We start from the raw sequence: 280 nt of genomic DNA, 5'->3' as shown, positions 1-280 counted from the left end.
GGCTAAAACAGTCAGGATGTTGGCTTAGAAGCAGCCATCATTTAAAGAAAGCGTAATAGCTCACTGATCGAGTCGTCCTGCGCGGAAGATGTAACGGGGCTAAGCCAGTCACCGAAGCTGCGGATATGTTTTTCGGTACTTGTACCTTAATCCATATGGTAGGAGAGCGTTCTGTAAGCCTGCGAAGGTGTCTTGTAAAGGATGCTGGAGGTATCAGAAGTGCGAATGCTGACATGAGTAGCGATAATGGGAGTGAAAAGCTCCCACGCCGTAAGCCCAA

1 rRNA gene is annotated in these 280 nt (G+C 48.6%); it reads left to right on the top strand.

Annotation, left to right across the window (positions count from 1 at the left end):
- A 23S ribosomal RNA gene (locus tag F2P46_RS36820) occupies window positions 1-280 on the top strand; the annotation flags it as partial.

Source organism: Massilia sp. CCM 8734 (genome assembly GCF_011682155.1).
GTDB lineage: Bacteria > Pseudomonadota > Gammaproteobacteria > Burkholderiales > Burkholderiaceae_D > Telluria_A > Telluria_A rubra.
The sequence above is the reverse complement of the archived record's forward strand: the minus strand, read 5'-3'. Positions and strand labels throughout refer to the sequence as shown.